Source organism: Mesorhizobium sp. M1334 (genome assembly GCF_040317995.1).
Taxonomy (GTDB): Bacteria; Pseudomonadota; Alphaproteobacteria; order Rhizobiales; family Rhizobiaceae; genus Mesorhizobium.
On record NZ_JAMYLM010000024.1, the window covers coordinates 62,727 to 80,660 of the forward strand.

Here is a 17,934-nt window from a genome sequence, read left to right on the forward strand (position 1 = left end):
CGCATCGGCAGCGGCTCCATCATGTGGCCGCATGAAAACCGTCACTGAATTCCCGCGCAAGGTCGTTGAATTTCCCGACATGGGGATCATCATGCCGGACGGCTGCCGGCTGGCGGCGCGGGTGTGGATGCCGGCCGATGCTGCCGACGATCCGGTGCCGGCAATCCTCGAACACCTGCCCTATCGCAAGCGCGACGGCACGATCTATCGTGATCAGCTGACGCATCCCTATTTTGCCGGCCACGGCTACGCCTCGATCCGCGTCGACATGCGCGGCAATGGCGATTCCGAAGGGCTGATGGACGACGAATATTCCGAGCAGGAATTGCAGGACGCTTGCGACGTCATCGCCTGGGCGGCGGACCAGCCCTGGTGCAACGGCAATGTCGGCATGATGGGCATTTCGTGGGGCGGCTTCAACTGCCTGCAGGTAGCGTCTAAGCAGCCGCCGGCGCTGAAGGCGGTCATCAGTCTCTGTTCGACGGTCGACCGCTATGCCGACGACATCCACTACAAGGGCGGCTGCCTGCTGATCGAGAATTTCGGCTGGGCCTCGACCATGCTGTCCTATTCGTCAAGGCCGCCGGATCCGTTGCTGGCCGGCGACAACAGATGGCGCGACCTGTGGCTGACCAGGCTGGAGAACCAGCCCTTTCTGGCACCGCTGTGGCTGAAGCACCAGCATCGCGATGCCTATTGGAAGCGCGGCTCGATCTGCGAGGACTATTCCGCCATCCATGCCGCGGTGCTGTCGATCGGCGGCTGGCATGACGGCTATCGCAATACGATTTCCCACCTCGCCGCCAATATCGAGGCGCCGGTCAAGGGCATCGTCGGCCCGTGGATCCACAAATACCCGCATTACGCCGCGCCCGAACCCCGCATCGGCTTCCTGCAGGAGGCCTTGCGCTGGTGGGACCGCTGGCTCAAGGACATCGACACCGGCGTCGAGGCCGACCCCGCCTACCGCGCCTATCTCATGGACAGCGTGCGTCCGGCGCGCTGGCATCCCGCGCGGCCGGGCCGCTGGATCGCTGAATCGGAATGGCCGTCACCCAACATCAAGACGCAAGAGGTTGAGCTTATCGCTGAAGGCAAGCACGCTATCGTCGCTTCGCCGCAAAACTGTGGCCTTGCCGGTGGCGAATATTTCCCCTTCACCTTCGGTCCGGAACTGCCGGGTGACCAGCGCCCCGACGATGCGCGTTCGGTGTGCTTCGACCAGCCGGTGCTGACCGAAACGGTCGACATTGTCGGTGCTCCCGAAGTTGTGGTCAGGGTCTCGGCGGACCGGTGCCAGGCGAACATCGCGGTACGGCTGTGCGACGTCCATCCGGACGGGGCATCGGAGCTGATCTCGTACGGCGTGCTCAACCTGACGCATCGCAACTCCCACGAATTTCCCGAAGCGCTGGTGCCCGGCGAAACCGTCAGCGCCCGGGTGGTGCTCGACCAATGCGCCTATCGCGCGCCGGCCGGCCACCGCTTGCGCGTTGCCATCTCCAACAGCTATTGGCCGATGATCTGGCCGTCGCCGGAGCCGGTCCGGCTGGAATTGTCGGCCGCGACATTGATGCTGCCGCTGCGCCCGCCGGCGACAGGCGATGAGGTCACCTTCCCCGCCTCCGAAGGCGCGACGCCCTGGGCAACAGAGACACTTCGGCCCGCCAATTCCGAACGTCATGTCGATAGCGACGAAAAGACCGGACTGATCACGCTTTCCATCGTCGACGATTTCGGCGAAGTGCGCGACCTGGAGCATGGCCTCACCCACGGGAGCATCGCCAGAGAGACATGGGCGATCCAGCCCGACAATCCGTTGTCAGCGTCGGGCAAGACGCATTGGACTCAGACGCTGTCGCGAAATGAATGGTCGGTGCGCACCGAAACGTTCGCGGAAATGCGCTCCGACGCGCAAAGCTTCATGGTTAGCGCCAGAATTGAAGCCTATGAAGGCGAGAAACTGGTCTTCGAGCGCAACTTCAAGGAGAAAATCCCGCGCGTACTGCTTTGAGCGCTTATAGCGATTGGTCCAATTGCGACGCACGATTTACGCCACGGCATGTCGCATTCGGTCTTGCTTACCGCTTTCCCTTACGGTCATTATTCTCCCGATCGAAATGAGAAAAAACGACCATAAGGTCGGACCAACAGAGTGAGGAACTTAACATGTCGAACGAACTGGAATATCTGAGCCGGCGCGTTGTGTCCGGCAAGCTGAGCCGTCGCGATTTTCTCGGCCGGGCAGCAGCGCTCGGCGTCACCGCAACCTTCGCCAATTCGCTGCTATCCAGCGCCTCCCGCGCGGCGGGTCCGGTCAAGGGCGGCACGCTCAAGGCCGGCCTGGTCGGTGGCGAGTCCACCAACAGTCTCGATCCGGCGCTGTTCATGACGCAGGTGCCGTTCGCCTTCGGCAAGATGTGGGGCGAACTGATCGTCGAACTGTCTCCTGAAGGCAAGCTCGAGAACCGCATTGCCGAGGAGATCGGCTCGTCGGACGACGCCAAGACCTGGACGCTGAAGATCCGCAATGGCGTCGAGTTCCACAACGGCAAGAAGGTGACCGCAGAGGACGTGGCCGCCACCCTCGAACGCCATTCGGACGAGAAGTCGAAGTCCGGCGCGCTCGGTTATATGAAAGGCATCGAGAGCATAAAGGCCAGCGGCAAGGAAGTGGTGCTGACGCTGAAGGAGCCGAATGCCGATCTTCCCTATCTGCTTAGCGACTATCACCTGATCATCCAGCCGAATGGCGGCAAGGACAAGGCCGATGCCGGTATCTCGGCGGGTCCTTACAAGGTCACCACCAACGAGCCCGGCGTGCGCCATGGCGGCGAGCGCTTCGCCAATTACTGGCAGGGCGACAAGATGGGCCATGCCGACCAGATCGAGATCATCGTCATCAACGACGCCACGGCACGTACGGCGGCGCTGCAGGGCGGCCAGGTCCACATGATCAACCGCGTCGAGCCGAAGATCGTCGATCTGATCAAGCGCGTGCCCGGCGTCACCATCCGCAACCATTCGGGACCCGGCCACTACGTTTTCATCATGCACTGCGACACCGCGCCGTTCGACAACAACGATTTGCGCATGGCGTTGAAGCTGGCGATCGACCGCGAGGAAATGCTGAACAAGGTGCTGCGTGGCTATGGCTCGCTCGGCAACGACTTCCCGATCAATGCATCGTACCCGCTATTCACCGAGATCGAGCAGCGCAAATACGATCCCGACAAGGCCAAGTTCCACTACAAGAAATCGGGTCATGACGGTGCCGTCCTGCTCCGGACGTCGGACGTCGCCTTCCCCGGTGCCGTCGACGCCGCACAGCTGTTCCAGCAAAGCGCGGCCAAGGCCGGCATCAAGCTGGAGATCAAGCGCGAACCGGGCGACGGCTACTGGTCGGAAGTCTGGAACAAGCAGCCGTTCTGCGCCTCCTACTGGGGCGGCCGGTCGACGCAGGACCAGATGTACTCTACCGCCTATCTGTCGACGGCCGACTGGAACGACACACGTTTCAAGCGTCCGGATTTCGACAAGATGGTGCTGGCGGCCCGCGCCGAGCTCGACGAGGCCAAGCGCAAGGCAATGTACCACGACATGGCTGTGATGGTGCGCGACGAGGGCGGCCTGATCCTGCCGATGTTCAATCAGTTCATCGACGCGACGGGCGCCAAGGTTGCCGGCTGGGTGGATGATCCGCATCAGGAGTTGATGAACGGATATGCTCTGGCGAAGTGCTGGCTCGAAGCCTGAGCCCGGCCTTGCGGATATGTCCTCACCCATCGTGAAACTGGTGGCCCAGCGCATTGCGCTGGGCATCATCCTTCTATTGGCCGTTTCGGTCCTGATCTTCGCCGGCACCCAGATCCTGCCCGGCGACGTCGCGCAAGCCATTCTCGGGCAGTCGGCGACACCGGAGTCGCTCGCCAATCTGCGCGAGCAGCTCGGCCTCAATGATCCCGCCTACATCCGTTATTTTCGCTGGCTCGGCGGCATCCTGACCGGTGATCTCGGCACGGCTATGTCGAGCGGTCAGGATATCGCAACCTCGATCAAGGGAAGGCTGTGGAACACGCTGTTCCTCGCCTTCTGGGCGGCGATCGTCGCGGTGCCGCTGGCGATCATCCTCGGGCTGATCGCGGTGCGCTACCGCAATGGCTGGGTCGACAAGCTGATCTCGGGACTGGCGCTGGCCTCGACGTCCTTCCCGGAATTCTTCGTCGGCTATGTGCTCGTCTTTTTCTTCGCGGTGCAACATCAATGGTTTCCCGCCATTTCCACCGTCTATGAGGGGATGCCGTTCGGCGAACGCATCCAGGCTATAGCACTGCCGGCGGCGGCGCTGACCCTGGTGGTGCTCGCCCATATGATGCGCATGACGCGCGCCGCGATCCTCAACGTCATGCAGTCGGCCTATGTCGAGACCGCGGAGCTCAAGGGGCTTTCGGCGTTCGCGGTTATCCGCAGGCATGCCTTCCCCAATGCGATTGCGCCGATCATCAACGTCGTCATGCTCAATCTCGCCTATCTGATCGTCGGCGTCGTCGTCGTCGAAGTGATCTTCGTCTATCCGGGCATGGGGCAATACTTGGTCGACCACGTCACCAAGCGTGACGTGCCGGTGGTGCAGGCGGTCGGGCTGATCTTCGCCGCCGTTTATATCAGCCTGAACATCATCGCGGACATTGCGGCAATCGTCGCCAATCCGCGCCTCAGACATCCGAAATGAAGGGGTCGGGTATGCTCGTCATCAAACGCATCCCCATCCCGGCGCTGGTCGGACTGGTGTTGACGGCGCTGTTCGTGCTGGCGGCGATCTTTGCGCCGTGGATCGCGCCGCACGGCAATGCCGAGATCGTCAGCGACGTCCCTTGGGAGCCAATGTCGGCGGCGCATTGGCTGGGCACCGACAATCTCGGTCGCGATCTGTTGTCGCGCATGATCTATGGCGCCCGCATCACCCTTTTCATCGCGGTGCTGGCGACCGCGCTGTCGTTCTCGCTCGGCGCCATCCTCGGCTTCTCGGCGGCGGTTTTCGGCGGCTGGTTCGACACGCTTCTGTCGCGTCTAGTCGATCTCCTGATGTCGATCCCGACACTGATCATGGCGCTTGTGGTGCTGTCGGTGCTGCCATCCAATCTGGTGACGCTGATCCTGGTCATGGGCGTTCTCGACTCGACCCGCGTCTACCGCCTGTCGAGGGCGGTCGCCGTTGACATCAACGTCATGGATTACGTCGAGGCGGCCAAATTGCGCGGCGAAGGCAGCGGCTGGATCATCTTCCGCGAAATCCTGCCCAATGCGCTGTCGCCGCTGGTTTCGGAACTCGGCCTGCGCTTCATCTATGCCGTGCTGTTCCTGTCGACGCTGTCCTTCCTCGGTCTTGGCGTGCAGCCGCCGGACGCCGATTGGGGCGGCATGGTCAAGGAAAACAAGGATGGCATCGTCTTCGGCATAGGCGCCGCCCTCATTCCGGCGGCGGCGATCGCAGCGCTGGCAATTTCCGTCAATCTCGTCGCCGACTGGGTGCTCAACCGCACGACAAGCCTGAAGGGAGGACGCGGTTAATGGCTGACAAGCAACCGAAGCCCGGGCAACCGAAGTCCGGCGTGCTGCTCGACATCCGCAATCTGCGCATCGAGGCCACGGTATATCCGCCGGGCGAGGCGCCGAAGAACATCGTGCTGGTGCACGATGTCTCGCTGACGCTCGAAAAGGGCAAGGTGCTCGGATTGATCGGCGAGTCCGGCGCCGGCAAATCGACCATCGGCCTGTCGTCGATGGGTTACGGCCGCGGCGGCGTGCGCATCACCGGCGGCGAGGTCATTCTCAATGGTCGCGACATCCTGAAGGGCGGCAACGAAGGGTTCCGCAAATTGCGCGGCCGCGAGGTCTGCTATGTCGCGCAATCGGCGGCAGCGGCCTTCAATCCGGCGCACAGGCTGATGGACCAGGTGGTCGAGGCAGCACTCCTGCACGGTACGGCGACGCGGGCCGAAGCCGAAAAGCGCGCCGTGGCGCTGTTCAAGAAGCTCAGCCTGCCGAACCCCGAAAGCATCGGCGAGCGCTTCCCCCACCAGGTGTCGGGCGGTCAGCTGCAGCGTGTGATGACGGCAATGGCGCTGTGCTCGGAACCCGACCTGATCGTCTTCGACGAGCCGACCACGGCGCTCGACGTGACGACGCAGATCGACGTGTTAGCGGCGATCAAGGATGCCATCCGCGACACGCATGTGGCGGCACTCTACATCACCCATGACCTTGCCGTCGTCGCCCAGGTCTCGGACGAGATCATGGTGCTGCGCCACGGCCGGCTGGTCGAATGGGGCGGCACGCGCCAGATCATCAAGGAGCCGCGCCAGGAATACACCAACGCGCTGGTTTCGGTGCATGAGATCGAACATCAGGAGCAGAAGCCCGGCCCGAGCCCGTTCCTGTCGGTCAAGAACATCACCGCCGCCTATGGCCGCAGCCACATCAAGGTGCTGAAGAACGTCTCGGTCGACATTTTCCCGGGCCAGACGCTGGCGGTGGTCGGCGAGTCCGGCTCCGGCAAATCGACGCTGGCGCGCGCCGTCACCGGCCTGTTGCCGCCCGAACAAGGCACCGTCACCTTCGACGGACGGCCGCTCGCCAACCGGCTTGCCGACCGGCCGAAGGAGGATCTGCGCCAGCTGCAGATGATCTACCAGATGGCCGATGTAGCGATGAATCCGCGCCAGACGGTCGGCACCATCATCGGCCGGCCGCTGGAATTCTATTTTGGGATGCGCGGGCGCGAGCGCGACAAACGCGTCGCCGAACTGCTCGACAAGATCGAAATGGGTAAAGGCTATATCGACCGCTATCCGGCCGAGCTTTCGGGCGGCCAGAAGCAGCGCGTCTGCATCGCCCGTTCGCTCGCCGCCAAGCCGAAGCTGATCATATGCGACGAGGTGACATCGGCGCTCGACCCGTTGGTGGCCCACGGCATACTGGAGCTGCTGCTCGAGCTGCAGAAAGAGGAAAACGTCGCTTATCTGTTCATCACTCATGATCTCGCAACAGTGAAGTCGATCGCCGATTCGATCGCGGTGATGTATCGCGGCGAGGTGGTGCGCTACGGCCCCAAGAGCAAGGTTCTGACGCCGCCGTTCGACGCCTACACAGACCTTTTGCTGTCGTCGGTGCCCGAAATGGAGATCGGCTGGTTAGAGAAAGCGATCAAGGGACGGCGCATGGCCAGCGCGGGGAACTAGCGGGCTGCCCCTTGCGCCCGACGATCCCGTCCGGGCGTGGATTGAACGGCAGGCCCGCCCTGACTTTTCCGATCAAGCCGCATGGAGGCGCCCTTGGCGCTCAACACAAAACTTCTGCTCATCATCCTAGACGGCGTGCCTTACCGGAACTGGCGACGGCTGATGGGCAACCTCGAAGGCTGGGTGCAATCCGGCGACGCGCGCGTGTGGAAGATGCGCTCCGTGCTGCCGTCGACCTCGGCATCCTGCTATGCCTCGATCCACACCGGCGTGCCGCCGCAAGTGCACGGCATCCTGTCCAACGAGAACCGGTTTCGCGTCGAACAGCCGGACATCTTTTCCGAAGTCAGCAGGGCCGGCGGCAAGACGGGTGCGGTCACCCATTCCTACTGGTCCGAATTCTTCCGGGCCTATCCGTTCGACCTGGTCGAGGACATAGAGTTCGACCAGCCGGGCAGGCCGATCAGCCATGGCCGGTTCCACACCATGACCGGCTACAACGCTAGCAACCAGACGACGCCGAGCGACGTCGACCTGTTCGCGACGTTGACAATGCTGACCAGGCGCTACAGCATCGACTACGGCATCCTGCACAGCTGCACGCTGGACTCGATGGGCCACCGGTTCGGCCATGACTGCCGCGAGATGGATCATGCCGTCTATGCAATAGACGCCATGCTCGCCGGCTTCCTGCCGCGCTGGCGGGAGGCCGGCTACGAGGTGATCGTCACCGCCGATCATGGCCAGACCGATCGCGGCCATCACGGCGGCCACGACGAAGAGATGCAGGATTTCGCACTTTATTACTTCGGATCCGGCGAGGGCCCGGAGGCCAATACGCTGCTCGATCAGCTGCAGCTCGCGCCGACAGTGCTTGCGCGCCTCGGCGTGCCGGTGCCGGTCACCATGAAGGCAAAGCCGTTCCTGAGTTGAGCGCGCGCCCTCTTCCCCCTCTGGCAACGCTCCCGCTCTTCAGTTAGCCTCCGCAAATATACGGGCGGATGCGGTGAACCTTTTTGGGCCGATCAGCGACAGAGCAGGCAGGAGCCAGGCGGCTCGACCGGCGATGACTGCCGCTGAGACCGATCGCGCGCTCGTCGAGCGCGTCGCGAAGGGCGACCGTGCCGCCGTGCGGCTCCTGTTCATGCGCCACCACGCGCGGGTCTACCGCTTCGCCGCACGCCAGACGGGATCGGAACTGATGGCCGACGATATTGCGAACGAGGTGTTCCTCGAACTCTGGCGGCAGGCTCCGGCCTTCGAGGGGCGCTCGGAGGTCTCGACATGGCTGCTCGGCATTGCCCGCTTCAAGGCGCTGTCCCTGCTGCGCAAGAAGAAGGAAGACTGGATCGACGACGACGACGCGGCCCAGCTCGCCGACGGCGCCGACACGCCGGAAGTCGTGACGAGGAAAGAAGACAAGGCCGCTGCCTTGCGACGCTTCATCGATGCCATGCCGGAAGAGCACCGTACGGTGATCGACCTTGCCTATTATCACGGGCAATCGGTGAGCGAGATCGGCGAGGTACTCGGCATCCCGGTCGCCATGGTCAAGACCAGGATGTTCTACGCCCGCAAGAACTCGGCGAAGCCCTCAAGGCCGCCGGTTACGACAGGGGGTGGCCATGAGCGCCGCTGAAAAGATGTCGCGCCGCGACGAAATGGAAATGCTGCTGCCGTTTTATCTGAACGGCTCGCTGGAGGGCACCGAGCTCGAAGCCATCGAGGAATGGCTGGCAAGCGATCCGGCGGCGATGGCCGCACTAGGCGAGGCCGAGGCCGAATTCTCCGGCACCGCTGCCGCAAACGAGGCAATCCGCCCGCCTGCCGATGCGCTCAGCCGCTTTGCCAAGGCGCTCGATGCCGAGGCCGGCCCCGCCCGCGGGCCGGCGGCATCGTCCTGGCTGGCGCAGGCCTGGAGCCGCTTCATGGCAGCGCCCGCCGGCATTGCCTGGGCCGCGGCCGCGGTGCTGCTGGCCCTGGTCGTCGCGCAATCCTTTGTGCAGACCGGCAACAGAGATGGCGATTTCGAGATTGCCGGATCGGACGACGATCTGGCCAAAATGCCGTTTGCCCTTGTGAAGTTCAAACCGGATGCGAAGCTGTCCGACATCGTCGCTTTTCTCGACCAGAACCAGTTGACGATCGCCGGCGGGCCTACCGCCGACGGCGTTTTCCGGCTCGGCGTTCCGGCCAAGACCGCCGCCGACTATCAGAAACTGCTTGGCCTTATTGCCGCCCAGCCTTTCACCGAAGCTGCCCTGGAGGGAAGGAAACCGGCTGATGGCGGCTAAGGCGGTCACTCGATTGACGGCGGCGATGACAATCTTCGCCACGTCTGCCGTCGCACAAACCAACGATCCTAACCTCACCCAGGCGGAGATCGACTGCCTGAACCGGGGAAGTGCTGCCGCCGACTGCGCCAAGGCGGCTGCTCGGCAACACGCTGGTGCGCTTCGGCATTCCGGATGGCCGCCCGGTCGGCGTCATGCCGTTCTCCCGGAGCCGCTGCATAATGTTGGGCATCAGATATTGGGGGCAAAACTCAATCGGCCGGTTACCTCAAATGACCGATATGGGTTCGAACTCGGTCGCTCAGGGTAATTAAGTTTTGATCCCTAGGCCGGGGCGCCGGCTACCGATCCCCTGACCACCAGGTCGACCGGCCAAACCTCGCCGCGAGCGCCCTCCTCCAGGCCGGAAATCCGCGCCGCGAGCCGTTCGGCGATGCGTGCGCCCGCCAGGCGGATCGACGAACGTGTCGTCGACAGCGGCACCGAAAAATTTTCCGGCTTCAGCCAGGGAAAGACGTCGTCATGGGCGATCAGCGACAGGTCGCCCGGAATGGTCAGGCCGAGATCGCGCACCGCGCGCACCACGCCGAGCGCCATAATCAGGCTGGAGCAGGCGATCGCCGTCGGCGCGTCGCTTTGTTCCAGCAGACGCCTGGCGGCGCGATAGCCGTTCTCCTCGGTCATTGTCAGGGAACAGACATGTTGATCACGAAGCACCAGGCCGCTTGCCGCAAGCGCGCGTCGCACGCCGCGCTCGCGATGTATGGCGAAGGTTTCGCGATCGTCGCCATTGATAAGCGCCAGACGCCTATGACCGAGCTGGACGAGAAGCCGCGCCGCCTCGTGGAAGGCGCCCTCATTGTCGATGTCGGTGAAGGGGTAGTCGAAATCGAAGCCTTCGCTGCGGCCATGGACGATGAAGGGAATGCCGAGCGTGTTGACGAGCGCCACCCGCCGGTCGGCCGGCCTCGGCGAGGAGATATAGACCGCGTCGACCTGCCGGTTGGCAACAATGCGGCGGTAGGTCGTCTCCTGGTCGTCGGCATCGGCCGGTGACAGCACCAGGTCGAGCTCGTGCGAACGCGCATAGTCGCCGAGGCCGGACAGGAACTCGACGAAATGCGGGTCGATATCGACGGTCGCTCCCGTCGGCAGCACATAGCCGATCATGCCGGTCTTGCCGGTCGCCAGCCGGCGGGCGCTTGGATTGGGGCGATAGCCATGACGCTTGGCGGCATCGACCACCCGCCGGCGCGTTTCCTCGTTGACTTCCGGGTAGCCGTTCAATGCGCGGCTCACCGTGGTCTGCGAAAGCGCTAGCATGTGGGAGAGCTGCTTGAGGTTCACCGGAGGCCTCCAAACCTCAAAGCGCTTTTAATCTGAAACGATCTGGCCCTACGAACCGCGTTGCCGAGCGCAGTGACCATACGCACGGTTCGGACCGGTTTGAAGCCGAATTTGCTGCTGCACTGCCAGAAAACTGTGCTGCAGCGCACTTTTGCCGGCACCCCGCCGCAAAAATTAAATCGATTAGCCTGGCTTCCTCTTGACTCGCGGTCAATTCAGTGGCGAGATCAAAATGACCAAAGCGCTTTGGAAGACTCCACGAAAGGTTGCAGTTCCTTTCCGACTGAGTCACAGTCCTGCGGCGCCGGCGGACGGAATGGAGGTTTCGTTCGGTGTTTGTCACCACTGGGAGGGAATACCGATGAAGAAAATGCTTCTGCTGGGCGCTGCGTTTGCCACGTTCGCCCTGGCCATGCCCGCGCGAGCCGAACTGAAGTTCAAGCCGGGCGAAGATCCCCGTTTCAACTGGGCCAACTACGAAGAGCTCAAGAAGGTCGACCTCAAGGGCGAGACACTGACGATCTTCGGGCCGTGGCGCGGCGAGGACGAAGGGCTCATCCGCACCGTTCTCGATTATTTCTCCGAAGCCACCGGCGCCGAGATCAAGTATTCCTCGTCGGAGAATTACGAGCAGCAGATCGTCATCGACACGCAGGCTGGCAGCCCGCCCAACATCGCCGTGCTGCCGCAGCCGGGCCTGATCCAGGATCTGGCATCGAAGGGCCTGTTGACGCCGCTCGGCGACGACACGGCCAACTGGGTCAAGGACAATTACGGCGCCGGCCAATCCTGGGTCGACCTCGGCACCTTCAAGGACAAGGACGGCAAGCCCGGCTTCTTCGCCTTTCCTTATAAGGCCGACGTGAAATCGCTGGTCTGGTACTCGCCGGACAATTTCGAGGAAGCCGGCTACAAGGTGCCGAAGACGCAGGAAGAGCTTGCCGAGCTCGAAAAGAAGATCATCGCCGACGGCGGCACGCCATGGTGCATCGGGCTTGGTTCGGGCGGCGCCACCGGCTGGCCGGCGACCGACTGGGTCGAAGACATCATGCTGCGCACCCAGACGCCCGAGACCTACGACAAATGGGTGAAGAACGAAATTCCGTTCAACGATCCGGCCGTGGTCAACGCCATCGACATTTTCGGCAAGATCGCGACCGACGACAAGATGGTCGAGGGTGGCGCCAAAGCGGTTGCGGCGACCGATTTCCGCGACAGCCCGAAGGGCCTCTTCTCGGTGCCGCCGAAATGCTATCTGCACCACCAGGCATCGTTCATCCCGACCTTCTTCCCGCAAGGCACCAAGATCGGCGAGGATGCCGACTTCTTCTATTACCCGCCCTACGCCTCCAAGCCCGAGCTCGGCACTCCGGTGCTCGGCGCCGGCACGCTGGCCATGATCACCAAAGATAGCAAGAGTGCCCGCGCCTTCATCGAATTCCTGAAGCTGCCGCTCGCTCATGAGATCTGGATGGCACAGGGCGGCTTCGTGACGCCGTTCAAGTCGGTCAACAAGGACGCCTATGCCAGCGACGCGCTGAAGAAGCAGGGCGAGATCCTGGCCAACGCCTCGACCTTCCGCTTCGATGGGTCCGACCTGATGCCGGGCAAGATCGGCGCCGGCGCGTTCTGGACCGGCATGATCGACCTGGTCGGTGGCAAGTCCGCCCAGGACGTCGCCACCGACATCCAGAAAAGCTGGGACGCGATCAAGTAAGCGGCCGGCTCGAGTCCCATGTGATGCGGTCCGGGCCTCAAACGGCCCGGACCTTCTTCGGTGCCTGGCGTCGCGTCGATTGTCGTGAGCACGACGCATTCCGGCATGACGCGCGCCCAGTGACCTGCTTTTCGGCTGGTCGCGCTCCAGACAACTGAATCGGCGCATGATCCCGTCGCCAAAGCCATTCTCGACTGGCGGATCCGTGCGCAGGGGGAGGGACCCATGGCGGCTCAGATTTTTTCGGCGATATTCGTCATCATAATCGGCGTGGGCGGCTGCGTCGCCTATTTCTGGGGTGCCAACAAGGCACTCGACACGATCTTTCCGGCACGCGGCGTTTCCGGCAAGGCGGCGATCGACAATCTGCGCCGGCAGGGGGTGATCCGGCCCTGGCTGTTCGTCGGCCCGGCGATGATCATCCTCACCATTTATCTGATCTACCCGGTGGTGGAGACGCTAAGGCTGTCGTTCCTCGATCGCGGCAGCACCCATTTCGTCGGTTTGGCCAACTATCAATGGGCGTTCGGCGACCGCGAGTTCCGCAATTCGATCCTCAACAACATCATGTGGCTGGCGGTGGTGCCGGCCGCCTGCACCTTCCTCGGGCTGATCATCGCCGTGCTCACCGACAAGATCTGGTGGGGCACCATCGCCAAGAGCCTGATCTTCCTGCCGCTGGCGATCTCCTTCGTCGGCGCCAGCGTCATCTGGAAATTCATCTACGAGTATCGCGGCGACGGCCAGACACAGATCGGCCTGCTCAACGCCATTATCCAGTATTTCGGCCGCCAGCCGCAGGTCTGGATATCGCTGCCGTTCTGGAACAACTTCTTCCTGATGGTCATCCTGATCTGGATCCAGACCGGCTTTGCCATGGTCATCCTGTCGTCGGCCTTGCGCGGCATTCCGGAAGAGACGCTGGAAGCCGCCGTCATCGACGGCGCCAACCCCTTCCAGATCTTCTGGAAGATCATGGTGCCGCAGATCTGGGGCACCATCGCCGTCGTCTGGACCACCATCACCATCCTGGTGCTGAAGGTTTTCGACATCGTGCTGACCATGACCAACGGCCAGTGGAACAGCCAGGTGCTGGCCAATCTGATGTTCGACTGGATGTTCCGCGGCGGCGGCGATTTCGGCCGCGGCGCCACCATCGCCATCATCATCATGATAGCGGTCATTCCGATCATGGTCTGGAACATCCGCCAGGCGAACAAAGAGACGGAAGGACATTGAGATGACTGTCTCGACCGGAAAGTCCTTTGTCAGCCGTTTCGGCGTGCATATCGCCGTTTTCATCTTCGTTGCGATCTGGACGATCCCGACGCTCGGCATTCTGGTCTCGTCGCTGCGCGACAAGGACCAGATCATCGCTTCGGGCTGGTGGAACTCGTTCACCAGTTCCAGCCAGACGGAAGCCGGACGGCTGCCGCCCGCCTCGGCGCAGGTCGAGAAGGACGGCAAGTTCGTCCTGCAAGGCAACATCTTCGGCGACGGCCCGGCCCGCAATATCAGCGCCTTCGGCGTCAAGTCGGCAGCGCCGACGCAATATCCCGCCGGCACGACAGCCGATCTCGGCGACGGCGTGACCCTGCAGCTCAATGCCAACGGCAGTTTCGTCATGACCTCGCCGAAGGCTTTCGAAGGCGAACGCGGCCAGCGCGTCTATTACGCCTCCTCGGCGCCGCCGAAATTCACCACCGACAATTACGACACGGTGCTGTTTTCGGAAGGCATCGGCCGCTCCTTCATGAACTCGCTGACCGTCACCATTCCGGCGACTGTCATTCCAATCCTGATCGCCGCGTTCGCCGCTTACGCGCTGGCCTGGATGCGCTTTCCTGGCCGGGCCCTGCTCATCGCCGTCATCATCGGCCTCCTGGTCGTGCCGCTGCAGATGTCGCTGATCCCGCTGCTGAAGCTCTATAACGGCGTCGGCAGCTTCTTCGGCGTGCCGTCGAAGACCTATCTCGGCATCTGGCTGGCGCATACCGGCTTCGGCCTGCCTTTCGCCATCTATCTGTTGAGGAGCTATATCGCCGGCCTGCCACGCGAGATCATGGAATCGGCGCGCATCGACGGCGCCAGCGATTTCGAGATCTTCGTCAAGATCGTGCTGCCATTGTCGTTCCCGGTGCTGGCCTCGTTCGCCATCTTCCAGTTTCTCTGGGTGTGGAACGATCTGCTGGTGGCGATGGTTTTCCTTGGTACCGAGGGCGACCAGATCGTGCTGACCGCCAAGCTCAATGCGTTGCTCGGCTCGCGCGGCGGCGACTGGGAGATCCTGACGACATCGGCCTTCGTCACCATCATCGTGCCGCTGATCGTGTTCTTCTCGCTGCAGCGCTATTTCGTCCGCGGGCTGCTTGCCGGCTCGGTGAAAGGAGGTTGAGATCATGCAATCCGCTTTGAAGGCCACTCCGAAGCCCGATCTTGCTATCGATCGCGACTGGTGGCGAGGTGCCGTGATCTACCAGATCTACCCGCGCAGCTACCAGGATTCGAACGGCGACGGCATCGGCGACCTCAGGGGCATTATCGGCCGGCTGCCCTATATCGCCTCGCTCGGCGTCGACGCCATCTGGATCTCGCCGTTCTTCAAATCGCCGATGAAGGACTTTGGCTACGACGTGTCGGATTATTGCGATGTCGATCCGATGTTCGGCACGCTGGCGGACTTCGACGCGCTGACCGCCGAGGCGCACCGGCTTGGCCTCAAGGTGATGATCGACGAGGTGCTCTCGCATACTGCCGACGTCCATCCCTGGTTCAAGGAGAGCCGCTCCAGCCGCAGCAATCCAAAGGCCGACTGGTATGTTTGGGCGGACGCCAAGCCGGACGGCACGCCGCCCAACAACTGGCTCTCGATCTTCGGCGGCTCGGCCTGGCAGTGGGACACCAGCCGCCAGCAATATTACCTGCATAATTTCCTGGCCGAGCAGCCCGACCTCAATTTCCACAGCCGCGCGGTCCAGGACGCGCTGCTCGATGTCACCCGCTTCTGGCTGGAGCGCGGCGTCGATGGTTTCCGCCTCGACACCATCAATTTCTACTTCCACAGCCAAGGCCTGGAAGACAATCCGCCGCTGCCGCCCGAGCAGCGCAACGACCAGACGGCGCCAGCCGTCAACCCTTACAACTACCAGGACCATCTCTACGACAAGAGCCGGCCTGAAAACCTCGGCTTCCTCGAACGCTTCCGCGCCTTGCTCGATGAATATCCGGCGACGGCCGCGGTTGGCGAAGTCGGCGATTCGCAGCGTGGGCTGGAAGTCGTGGCGGCCTATACGGCCGGCGGCAAGCGCGTCCATATGTGTTACTCCTTCGACTTCCTGGCGCCGGAGAAGATCAGCGCGGCAAAGGTGCGCTCGGTGCTGGAAACCTTCGGCAAGGTGGCCAGCGACGGCTGGTCGTGCTGGGCCTTCTCCAACCATGACGTGATGCGCCCTGCCTCGCGCTGGGCAGCCGGCGAGCCGGACCCGACCGCGTACCTCAAGGTCATCTCGGCGCTGCTGATGTCGTTGCGCGGCTCGGTCTGCATCTATCAGGGCGAGGAGCTCGGGCTCAGCGAGGCCGAACTCAGCTTCGAGGATCTGCAGGACCCATACGGCATCCGCTTCTGGCCGGAATTCAAGGGCCGCGATGGCTGCCGCACGCCAATGGTTTGGGACGGCGCTGCCCGCAATGGCGGCTTCTCGACGGCAAAGCCCTGGCTGCCGGTGCCGGCCAAGCACCTTGCGCAAGCGGTCAATGTGCAGCAGGGCGACGACGGCTCGCTGCTCGAGCACTACCGGCGCTTCCTGGCTTTCCGCGGTGCTCATCCGGCACTGGCCAAGGGCGATATCGAGTTCATCGAAAGCGAGGGCGACACCGTCGCCTTCACGCGCCGCGAAGGCAACGAGCAGATCGTCTGCGCCTTCAATCTCGGCGCAAAGCCGGGCAAGGTCGATCTTGGCGGCCGCTCGCTGCAGCCCTTGCCTGGACACGGGTTTTCGGGACAGACTGGCGCCGGCACTATCCGCCTCGGCGGCTATGGCGCCTGGTTCGGGCGTATCGACTGAATTCAAGGAAGAACTGGAGAGTACCATGGCCGATGTCACGCTAAGGCAAGTGAGGAAATCATATGGCAATCTCAACATTCTGCACGGCGTCGACCTCGACATAAAGTCGGGCGAGTTCATCGTCTTCGTCGGTCCGTCTGGTTGCGGCAAGTCGACCTTGCTGCGCTGCATCGCCGGGCTGGAGGAGATCACCTCAGGCGAGCTCAAGATCGACGGCGAGATTGTCAACGACGTACCTCCGTCAAAGCGCGGCATCGCGATGGTGTTCCAGTCCTATGCGCTCTATCCGCACATGACCGTCTACGACAACATGGCGTTCTCGATGAAGATCGGCAAGGAAAGCAAGGCCGAGATCGACAAGCGGGTGCGCCAGGCGGCCGAGATCCTGCAGCTGACCAAATATCTCGACCGCCTGCCCAAGGCGATGTCGGGCGGCCAGCGCCAGCGCGTCGCCATCGGCCGCGCCATCGTGCGCAATCCCAAGGTCTTCTTGTTCGACGAGCCGCTATCCAACCTCGATGCGGCGCTGCGCGTCGCCACTCGCATCGAGATCGCCAAGCTCAAGGAATCGATGCCGGCCACAACGATGATCTATGTCACCCACGACCAGGTCGAGGCCATGACGCTGGCCGACCGCATCGTGGTGCTGAAGGAAGGCCATATCGAACAGGTCGGCACGCCGATGGAGCTCTACAAGCGGCCCGGCAATCTGTTCGTCGCCCAGTTCATCGGCTCGCCGGCGATGAACATCCTGCCGGCGACGATCGACAGGACCGGCAACCCGACGGTCGTCAGCCATGTCGGCGGCCGCAAGGCAACGGTGCCGATCGCAACGCCTGCCTCGGCGAAAGGCGCTGCGGTGAGCTTCGGGGTGCGGCCGGAGGATCTGATGATCGCAGCCGGCGCCGACTATTTGTTCGAAGGGACGGTCGATTATGTCGAGCAGCTCGGCGAGGTCCAACTCGTCTATGTCGACATCGGCCGCGCCGACCTGCCGCTGGTGACCAAGCTGCCGGGCAATGTCGAGGTCAAGCGCGGGGCGTCGATGCGGCTGACGGCGGATGCCGGCGACCTGCATATTTTCGACGCGGACGGACACTCCTTCGCGCTCCATGAAGCAGAAGCAAAGGCGGCTTGAGGCAGGCGTTTTTCCGCCACGCAAAAGACAAGAGCGGCGGGGCTTGCCCCCCGCGCGTGTGGGGTATTGCAAATAGGCGGGTTGTTGTTGCCGCATAGGGTGGGGTCGGCGCCCAGTCGCGCGGGCGTGGGCA

Annotated in this window: 13 protein-coding genes and 1 pseudogene; 13 read left to right on the forward strand and 1 reads right to left on the reverse strand. The window is 62.9% G+C overall.

Annotation, left to right across the window (positions count from 1 at the left end; all coding sequences use genetic code 11):
* Positions 1-31 precede the first annotated feature (31 nt).
* The 8 genes and pseudogenes from NKH17_RS27845 (at position 32) to NKH17_RS27880 (ending at position 9,535) form a co-directional block, all read left to right on the forward strand.
* Positions 32-2,014, forward strand: a complete 1,983-nt coding sequence (locus NKH17_RS27845; protein ID WP_352900337.1) for a CocE/NonD family hydrolase — start codon at positions 32-34, stop codon at positions 2,012-2,014.
* A gap of 155 nt (positions 2,015-2,169) precedes the next feature.
* Positions 2,170-3,756, forward strand: coding sequence for an ABC transporter substrate-binding protein (locus tag NKH17_RS27850; protein ID WP_352900340.1), 1,587 nt, complete (start codon positions 2,170-2,172; stop codon positions 3,754-3,756).
* Positions 3,757-3,772: 16 nt separating this feature from the next.
* Positions 3,773-4,732: an ABC transporter permease gene (locus tag NKH17_RS27855; RefSeq protein ID WP_352505913.1), complete on the forward strand. Its 960-nt coding sequence runs from the start codon at positions 3,773-3,775 to the stop codon at positions 4,730-4,732.
* Between the two features lie 11 nt (positions 4,733-4,743).
* A complete protein-coding gene (locus NKH17_RS27860) occupies positions 4,744-5,571 on the forward strand; it encodes an ABC transporter permease (RefSeq protein WP_254816006.1) in 828 nt (275 codons plus the stop codon).
* Positions 5,571-7,241, forward strand: coding sequence for an ABC transporter ATP-binding protein (locus tag NKH17_RS27865; protein WP_352900344.1), 1,671 nt, complete (start codon positions 5,571-5,573; stop codon positions 7,239-7,241). The genes NKH17_RS27860 and NKH17_RS27865 overlap by 1 nt, the downstream gene beginning before the upstream one ends.
* 93 nt (positions 7,242-7,334) lie before the next feature.
* A complete protein-coding gene (locus NKH17_RS27870) occupies positions 7,335-8,174 on the forward strand; it encodes an alkaline phosphatase family protein (protein ID WP_352900346.1) in 840 nt (279 codons plus the stop codon).
* Between the two features lie 133 nt (positions 8,175-8,307).
* A pseudogene (locus tag NKH17_RS27875) lies at positions 8,308-8,870 on the forward strand (sigma-70 family RNA polymerase sigma factor).
* A complete protein-coding gene (locus NKH17_RS27880) occupies positions 8,867-9,535 on the forward strand; it encodes an anti-sigma factor (RefSeq protein ID WP_352900349.1) in 669 nt (222 codons plus the stop codon). The pseudogene NKH17_RS27875 and the gene NKH17_RS27880 overlap by 4 nt, the downstream one beginning before the upstream one ends.
* A 324-nt stretch (positions 9,536-9,859) precedes the next feature.
* On the opposite strand, the gene NKH17_RS27885 is transcribed toward NKH17_RS27880, so the two are convergent.
* The gene (locus NKH17_RS27885) at positions 9,860-10,882 is read right to left on the reverse strand and encodes a substrate-binding domain-containing protein (protein ID WP_352480048.1); all 1,023 of its coding nucleotides are present in this window, start codon (positions 10,880-10,882) and stop codon (positions 9,860-9,862) included.
* 361 nt (positions 10,883-11,243) lie between these two features.
* On the opposite strand from NKH17_RS27885, the gene NKH17_RS27890 reads away from it, so the two are divergent.
* The 5 genes from NKH17_RS27890 to NKH17_RS27910 all read left to right on the forward strand — a co-directional run bounded on the left by NKH17_RS27890 (position 11,244) and on the right by NKH17_RS27910 (position 17,801).
* Positions 11,244-12,599, forward strand: coding sequence for an ABC transporter substrate-binding protein (locus NKH17_RS27890; RefSeq protein ID WP_352900352.1), 1,356 nt, complete (start codon positions 11,244-11,246; stop codon positions 12,597-12,599).
* Positions 12,600-12,824: 225 nt separating this feature from the next.
* Positions 12,825-13,838, forward strand: coding sequence for a carbohydrate ABC transporter permease (locus tag NKH17_RS27895; protein ID WP_352900355.1), 1,014 nt, complete (start codon positions 12,825-12,827; stop codon positions 13,836-13,838).
* Position 13,839: 1 nt separating this feature from the next.
* Entirely contained in the window at positions 13,840-14,994 is a 1,155-nt protein-coding gene (locus tag NKH17_RS27900; RefSeq protein ID WP_352480045.1) for a carbohydrate ABC transporter permease, read from the forward strand.
* 4 nt (positions 14,995-14,998) lie between these two features.
* Entirely contained in the window at positions 14,999-16,663 is a 1,665-nt protein-coding gene (gene bglA / locus NKH17_RS27905; RefSeq protein WP_352900358.1) for a beta-galactosidase BglA, read from the forward strand.
* Between the two features lie 25 nt (positions 16,664-16,688).
* Positions 16,689-17,801: an ABC transporter ATP-binding protein gene (locus NKH17_RS27910; RefSeq protein WP_352480043.1), complete on the forward strand. Its 1,113-nt coding sequence runs from the start codon at positions 16,689-16,691 to the stop codon at positions 17,799-17,801.
* Positions 17,802-17,934: the final 133 nt, after the last annotated feature.